The sequence below is a fragment of the Pedobacter sp. genome (genome assembly GCF_035566355.1).
In the GTDB taxonomy this organism is placed as follows: Bacteria; Bacteroidota; Bacteroidia; order Sphingobacteriales; family Sphingobacteriaceae; genus Pedobacter.
Genome location: NZ_DATMRL010000668.1, coordinates 1 through 7978 on the forward strand (window position 1 = coordinate 1; position 7978 = coordinate 7978).

Annotated in this window: 7 protein-coding genes; 2 read left to right on the forward strand and 5 right to left on the reverse strand. The window is 39.7% G+C overall.

Going from position 1 to position 7978, the window contains the following annotated elements:
- From VNZ46_RS26375 to VNZ46_RS26390, 4 genes are all read right to left on the reverse strand, one after another.
- On the reverse strand, positions 1 to 2663 hold a 2663-nt coding region (locus tag VNZ46_RS26375), incomplete at its 3' end, for a SusC/RagA family TonB-linked outer membrane protein (RefSeq protein ID WP_325564196.1).
- A 213-nt stretch (positions 2664 to 2876) separates the two neighbouring features.
- Positions 2877 to 4001 (reverse strand): FecR family protein, encoded by a 1125-nt coding sequence (locus VNZ46_RS26380; RefSeq protein ID WP_325564198.1) that lies wholly within the window; start codon positions 3999 to 4001, stop codon positions 2877 to 2879.
- Between the two features lie 72 nt (positions 4002 to 4073).
- Positions 4074 to 4655 carry an RNA polymerase sigma-70 factor gene (locus VNZ46_RS26385; protein WP_325564200.1) on the reverse strand — a complete coding sequence of 194 codons (582 nt, stop codon included), beginning with the start codon at positions 4653 to 4655 and terminating at the stop codon, positions 4074 to 4076.
- A gap of 175 nt (positions 4656 to 4830) precedes the next feature.
- On the reverse strand, positions 4831 to 5214 hold the full coding sequence (locus VNZ46_RS26390; protein WP_325564202.1) for a hypothetical protein: 384 nt from the start codon (positions 5212 to 5214) through the stop codon (positions 4831 to 4833).
- A 444-nt stretch (positions 5215 to 5658) separates the two neighbouring features.
- Between VNZ46_RS26390 and VNZ46_RS26395 the strand changes: the two genes are divergently transcribed.
- Both VNZ46_RS26395 and VNZ46_RS26400 read left to right on the forward strand, forming a co-directional pair.
- Complete coding sequence (locus tag VNZ46_RS26395) at positions 5659 to 6390, forward strand: DUF4369 domain-containing protein (RefSeq protein ID WP_325564204.1); 732 nt, start codon at positions 5659 to 5661, stop codon at positions 6388 to 6390.
- Between the two features lie 23 nt (positions 6391 to 6413).
- Positions 6414 to 7457 carry a peptide-N-glycosidase F-related protein gene (locus tag VNZ46_RS26400; protein ID WP_199081114.1) on the forward strand — a complete coding sequence of 348 codons (1044 nt, stop codon included), beginning with the start codon at positions 6414 to 6416 and terminating at the stop codon, positions 7455 to 7457.
- 93 nt (positions 7458 to 7550) lie between these two features.
- Here VNZ46_RS26400 and VNZ46_RS26405 read toward each other — a convergent pair.
- Positions 7551 to 7978: NAD(P)/FAD-dependent oxidoreductase (locus VNZ46_RS26405; protein ID WP_325564207.1), on the reverse strand; the 428-nt coding region annotated here is incomplete at its 5' end.

Genomic DNA, 7978 nt, shown 5'->3' on the forward strand with positions numbered 1-7978 from the left:
AGAAGATCTGTAGTTTTTTTATCATATACATCAAAGCTGAAAGCCAGGCGATTCTTCAATACTGAAACGTCAAGACCAAGATTTTTCGTTCTGGTAACCTCCCACAACAACCGATTATTTGCAGGGCTACTGATACTCAAACTTGTCCCAGCTGGATTTGTCCCAAAATCTGCATTAAGGATATTAAAATTGGATCCGGCAGCTGAATAGGGTGAATTACCAGCAATGCCATACGTCGCGCGGACAGAAAGCTCATTCAGCCAGCTCAAGGAATTCATGAAACCTTCTTTTGCCACCAGCCATTTTCCACCGATACTCCAAACTGGCTTTCCCTGCGTAGATTTATCCTGCCCGAACAAATTACTTTGGTCTACACGCCAGCTGGCATCCAGATTATACTTTCCGGCGAAACTATAACTAAAGAGCCCGAACCAGGAGACAAAACGCTGCAAGTTTTCTATCGGTGTAGCTACTGGCTCTAAGGGCCTATTGCCATACACAATTGCATTGATTCCACGGTTCAAAGTGGCATAGTCAGGTAATATCGAAGTCATCAGTGCTTGATCATAGCCATAAACTGTAGTGCCGGTAGTTCGGCTAAACTGTTCCTGAATATCATGTCCGCCCTCCAGCAGCAAACGGTCTTGTCCTCCTCTCAACGTACGCTGGAAAGACAACATATTCCTTACTGTCCAGTTTTTTTGCTCCATCTGAGAGTTTGAATACCGACCTCCTGTGTTAGGTAAATAATATATGGGCACGGAATTCACTGTTGGCGATACTGTTGCTGAAAGTAATTCTCTTCTTGAACTATAAGCGGCAATATCATTGTAGGCACTGCTACTTGAAGGTGATTTTAAATAGCCATAAGTTCCTCTGAAACTTAACCCTTCCCAGATATCAACCTTTACATTGGCATTTAGGCTCACAACCAGACTATTGCTTTTACTGTTCCCAAATTTAGGTTCATCTAGTGGAACGTAGTTCAGTCCAATACGGCTTCTTTGCTCATAATCTCTTCTAACAGCATCAGACCAACCACTTAAATAAGGCATAGAAATTGAGTTGCCAGCTGCATCCTTAAATAACTGATAGGGCAGAAATTGATTGCTAATATTAAGATTAGGGACACTGCTTGAGCTGGTGTTGGTTAGCATTGTATTTAGTGAGATCTTGATACCTTTTGTTGGGTTGATGTCTTGCGAAAGGGTCAATCTGTAAAGTTCGTTCTTCTCCCCAGGTCTGTTGCTTTTATTGTTATTGTAAGACAAAGAGCTGTAAAAAGCATATGCCTCCCCGCCAGAAGAAACGGATAGGGTCTGGTTGGAACTCATTGCATTCCGATAAAAAAGTTCATTGATTTGATCTTGATTATTTATACTGGCAAGGCTATCCAATTTGGCATTAACCTGTTCCTGTGGCAGGTTGGCTTGATTATAAAGAATAAGTTCATGTGGGGCAATTACAGAATTAGCAAGTGAGCTGAGAGGGTAATTAGTGGCACTAAACGTTTCGCGCGCCGCCTTTATAAAATCACTGCTGCTCAGCACAGGTCTGTAATTGAAATCCGGTTTGCCTTGAAAATTGAAATAACTATTATAATTAAATTTAAGTTTCTTTTGCTTTCCGCCAGTCTTAGTCGTAATGACAATCACACCATTGGCTGCCCGAGAACCCCATATCGCAGCTGCTGCTGCGTCTTTAAGCACCGTAATATCGGCTACATCATCAGGGTTAATTGAACTGATATCATCTACCATAACATTATTTACCACGAATAATGGATCGGGATTTAACTGGATGCTGCTAACCCCCCTTATAATACTTTGATTGGGAGATGAGCTTCCATTACGGCTGCCTATGGTCACCCTCGGCCCCGGGACAATGGTCATGCCCGGAATGAGCCCTTCTAACCTGGTAATGATATTAGTTGTTCCCGTCCTGTTCTTAAAGACCTCCATATCTGGTTTGGCATAGCTCCCCGTTACCCTCTCTTTATCCAATTCCTGGTAGCCGGTCCTGACAATGGACACTTCATCCAATTCACCTATCCCCTGCTTCAAAACAATGCTCATCACTCTCTGAGCGGGGACCTCTTGAGTGACATAGCCAACATAACTGACTAATAACATTTTATTTTCCTCAACGTTACTTAAGAAAAACTCTCCGTTAGTATTAGTTGAAAAAGCCATAAAAGACCCCTTAGGTCTTACAATGGCACCCCCGAGTGTTTTGCCTGATTCATCCCGAACTACACCGCGAACATCGATAGGTATGGAGAACATATTTTTTATTTTATCCATGAATGACTTCTCCTTTGCCTTAAGCACAATATCTTTACCGATGAGCTCATAAACAATAGGCTGGTTCTTAAAAACCTCTTTCAGCACTTGTGTAATCGTTGCATTTTTGAGATTTATACTGACTTTTACATTTGCAACCAGCTTATCATCATAAATAAATACATAGTCTGTTTGGCTCTTTATAGCTTCCAGAACCTGTACAATGGCTACATTTTTTTTGTTCAGATTAATCTGTCCGAAACTATTTGCGGCAGCATGTGTAAATGCTAAAATTAAGAGAATTGAGGTGAGGTTGATGCGCATGATGATCTTCTGATGGATACGCTTGCACGTACCTTCTCTAATTGAAATAAAATTCATTACTTTTGGTTATGTCTAGGTTAATTCATTGAAAAGTGAACAATAATTTATTCTCTCGGGCCTCGCCCGAGGAAAGGGTTAATCCAGATATCTGCGTATTCCGATGGCCATCGGAATACGTTTTTATTTGAATTTACCGCCTGCTGTTTAGTTTGTGTTTTTATTATTTCTTTGCATAGTTGGTTTGGTTTGTTGATTTATTTTTGTTGTTTATTATTTATATATAGTAAGCTTCCTTTGGTCAAGTTTAAATTTAACTCCCAAGTTTTCAAGTACCCTTAAGGCTTCAGATAAATTGAGATTACGATGCAGGTTACCACTGAAGCTGGCTTTCGGAACTTCACCTTCATAAACCACCGTTATATCATACCATCTCTGGAATTGCCTCATCATCGTTTTGACATCGGCTTTTTCAAACCTGAACAATCCTTCTTTCCACGCGGTGGCATCGCCAGGAACCATTTCTTCAACTTTGATCTCAGACTGCGACACTACTGCCTGCTCTCCTGGAACAAGAAGTTTACTAATGGCTCTTACACCGCTATTTGTAAAAAGCTGAATCCTAATAGAACCTTCAAGAAGTGCTGTTTTCGTACTGGGTTCATTCGCATAACTATTGATGTTAAAATGAGTTCCTAAAACCTGTACCTGCTGTCCTGGACTCTTAACAATAAAGGGTTGGCGTTTATTCTTCACAACCTCAAAATATGCTTCTCCATTCAATACCACCTCTCTATTCTCTAAACCTCTAAATGAAGTCGGAAATTTAAGTTGTGTCCCTGCATTTAACCAAACTTTGGTTCCATCCGGTAAACGCAACGTATATTGCTCCCCGTTTGCGGTCATAAGCGTATGATAGCTAGCTTTACTTTCACCTTTTCCTTGCGGTTCATATACCAATTCTCCATTTCTGGTTTTTTCAATTATCGCACCGTCCCGTTCTGCGACCATTCCAACTGCGGCATCTGATAGTCTGATTTTCGACCCGTTTGATAATAAAAGGGTAGCCGAATTTCTTCCAGGGGCTATATCTTCTGAACTTGGAATTCTATATGGCTGCTGTGTTAAATAAGCAAAAATCCCGGCTCCTAAGATTAGTAAAAACACTGCTGCGGCTGCAATACGATACAGAAAAAATGTTCTTTTTATCGGTCGGACTTCTTGTAACAACAGCCTTCGTACTGCATCAGCATCTTCTAGTCTCTCAGTTAAAGTATACTCACTAAAATACCGACCAGCTCTATTAAGATACCAGCTTTCCATAATCTGCCTATCACTTTCAGTTTCCCTGCCTTCCCGATACCTGTCAAATAATGCTTCGATGTCTTTTTGTTGCATACCGTTATTTACCTTTTATAACTGTATAACAAGATACGCAGGTACAACAGGTAAAGGAATATGAAAAATAAATTATTGTTGTTGAATAAACCAGATCAGCACACCAATTACCCCAAATTTATCACGAAGAATCTTAAGAGCGTTACTGATGTGCTTACTTACTGTTTGTTCGGAAAGATTAAGTTGTTCTGCAATCTCTTTATGACTCAGGTTTCCCTTTCTGCTCAGTTCAAAAACTTCCCTCATTTTTGGGGGTAGCAAAGCAATTTCTTTATTAATTATTTCCGCTAGTTGTTTTTCACGAATCAGATGATCAGTAACAACAGTCTCCTGAGACACAAAATGTCGCACACTTTCTAAGTACTTATTCTGAACTTTTTGCCTAACCACCTGATTTACAACTATATTACGGACAGAAGTGAACAATACCCCTGGCAAATTTGGGCTTAATTTTATCGTTGCACGTTTGTGCCACAGCATCGTAAAAACCTGATGGATGATATCCTTCGCCTCTTCACGCCTTCTAACCTGATTATAAGCATGATTGAGTAATTCCTGAACATAACGATTATAGATTTCTGTAAAAGCAGCATGATTCCCTTCCCTTAAAAGGTCTACAAGTTGCTGGTCAGAAAGGCCTTCCAAATGATTCATGATCAAGATATGCTAATAGAATTAAGGAGACGTTCCACAAGTTTAAGCAAATTATATGAATTCCAATAGCCATAAAATATGATATGTTCACAACGCAAGATCGTAATCCATTTTGGTTAATTTCGCTCAACAGCTCGGACTAGGTCCTGATCTTTCTGCCAAATCTTCGAATAGCCTAAGGTAAAAACCCGATAAAATTTTTATCAAAAAAATTAAACTCCTCATCCACCAATTTCAATATCCTAACCAATAACACCCGAACCCGCATGGCCGTACTCTGTACCACTTGCTTATACTTCGTTGTTAAACTATTAGGTGAGATATACCCATCTCCTATTCCTGGGGTAACAAAGTTCTTTGAAACCGCCAAAATCAATTGCGTAACAGGCCCTGCGTCCAAGCCCCCACCCTTATTCAATAGCTTAAAGAAGTAAGCCAGAGCATCCACGGAAAACAATACCCGAATCCTGGGATTACTTTCCCGTTTAGGCAAAGCAACAGCAGACTCTTTTGCCCAGTTAAAGAAACCTGCATACCGATTATCGATGTGCTCCAGCAATTGCTGCAGGCAATCCCCAACTGCAGAGTATAATTGCAGTTCAGGACGGCAATCTGATCACCGGACAAAACCCTGCATCAGCAGATCTTGTTGCAAAGAAAATATTAAAGGCTTTATCTAAATAAACATTTAAGTCTTCTTCTAAAAAGAACTGATAGGCAGTATAGATCCGGTATTGATTTTTGCCGGATCTACTCAGGGCTTAAAATTCAACCGGAATAACACGTTATCACTGTTTAACACGCATCGTTACTACTTTTTTTCTCTATCCTCCCCGGCCTGCACCCAGGAATAATATGTTTTACTGATCAAGCCTCAGAACCTGGAAGGTTCAGCGAGACCAGAAAACATATTTTTCAAACAAAATTCTTGTCGTCAAAATAATGTTAGGTTATGAACTTATATTCTTATTTTATGTAGATTACCTCAATTTTACATTACTTTATGAAATCAATACCGTTGGTTATTCTAGGGCTATTACCCCTTACCATATTCGCTCAGAAACAACAAACAACACCCTACCAGTTAAAAGGCGAAGTTAATTTTCCAAAAGGCGACGAAACCGGCCGCAAAATATATTTTGTTTACCAGCAAAATGGACAACTAAAAACAGACAGTGCTCTAATTAACAATAACAAATTTAGCTTTAACGGAACAGCAGATATCGCTATTAAAACCATCCTGCAGTTTACAAAACCCAATACCACACCCGAGCCAGACACCGATCCAAACACCCTGATACTTTACCTAAACAGCGGCCTGACAGATGTTAAAGCCACAGGTTTTTTAAGCCGGGCACAAGTAACCGGATCTCCTGTACAAGAAGAATATACAGCTTTTACGCGAAAATACAGCAAGTGGGACAGACTTCTAAGATCAACAGATCGACGCAGAAGAAATCTGGATAAAAAAGACTTATTAAAATTGCAATCCCTCAACAAGAGCATTGATTCTCTTCAAAACTTAAAGATGAATGATCTTTCTGCCTATCTAAACGAAAACACATCTAAACCCTTTGCTATTGAAGCGATTTTAATGTATCTAAAATCCAAAGGATCATCATTAGATGAACACAAGATCGAGCAATATTTTATCCAGTTACCCGAAGATCAAAAACGATCAGTTTACGGGCAGGAAGCTCAAAAAATGATTGCCGATTTAAAGAAACATAAATAAGAACCATTAGAGCAAGGCCATTCATGAAGATATTTTTTTCTATACTCCTTTTACTTTCCCTGAATTTTAAATTCACCAACGCACAATCGAAACACGAAACCACTATTTCGGTCATAAAAGAGGTGAATTTTTATGATGGTTACGCAAAACCCGTTAATGAACCGGTTAAACCAGGAATAATACGCATCAGCAACACCCAATATATCCGAAAGCTGAGTAACCAGGAAAAACAAAGCATTGGCGATTCAATAACCCTTAAAGTAGTGGTTAAAGCAGGTTGCGATAATTATGACAGGATAGGCAGGGTTACACTTTTTTCCGTACCAAAGGATAAAAATTACGATAGTCCCGAAGCAAAGCAATTTGAATTGCTTAGAATAATGACCCCCTTTAACTATAAAACCCGCGAACCAGATCACACCCCTTATACAACAACCATCAATCAATTAGCAGGTTTATTTAAAAACAAAGAAACAGATGTATGGATAATGACCGAAATCTTTGGTACCACGAGCGCCGGCCAAAAAGAAACCATAGGCTGTGACGGATCATTATTAACCTATACAGCTTCGGTAAATCTAACCAGCTCTAAAACAAAAAAGAATAACCTTGTACAGCCAATTGCCTTATTAAGCTATTTCCCTTTAAACGGAGAAGACAGCACTGCAGGACACAACACCAAGGAGGTCGCATTTCATGTAGACAACAATATCAAAACAGCCGTATTGTATTTGATCACATCAGGACATGGAGCAGGAGAAGGTGGAGAAGAATACAACTGGCGCGAGCATGTTATTTATGTAGATGGAAAAGAATACACACGTATAGCTGTAAACCAAAACTGTGTACCTTATGAAATTTATAATACCCGCAACAATGGAATTTACGGCCCCGATATTGCACAAGAACGCCGCAGCTGGTGCCCCGGTGCGCCCGTACCAACCAGAGCTATAAATTTGGGCAAATTGACCCCAGGTAATCACAATATAAAAATTGCAGTCCCGGAAGCCAAATTGTTAAACAACCAAAGTACCTATTACCTATCGGCCTATATCGCTGCAGAATAGGTAGGAATATAACTAAAAAAAATGTTTTACTGATCAAGCCTCAGAATCTGTAAGATTCAGCGAGATCAGAAAACATATTTTTCAAAAAAACAATTAAAGCTTAGCTAAATATTGATGAACCTGACTTACAGCCATAGCACCCTCACCTACCGCTGACGCTACCCTTTTTACGGAACTAAACCGAACATCACCCGCGGCAAAAGAACCGGGAACACTAGTCTCCAGGTGATAAGGAGGTCTGTCTAAGTTCCAGCAGTCTCTATATTTATCCAAACCGATCACATCATTACCAGTATAAAGATAACCGTTTCTATCTCTGCAAATTGCCGTCTCTAAAGCCCAATCGGTATTGGGTTTACCTCCAATACAAATAAATAATTTAGAAGTTTCGCACCAGTTTTCCGAACCGTCCTGACTATTTACGATTTTGATCTTTTGCAAATAATCGTCACCGTCAAGTTCAGTTACCTGCGAATTATAAAGCACCAAAATATTGTCAATACTGTCAATTCTTTGGATCA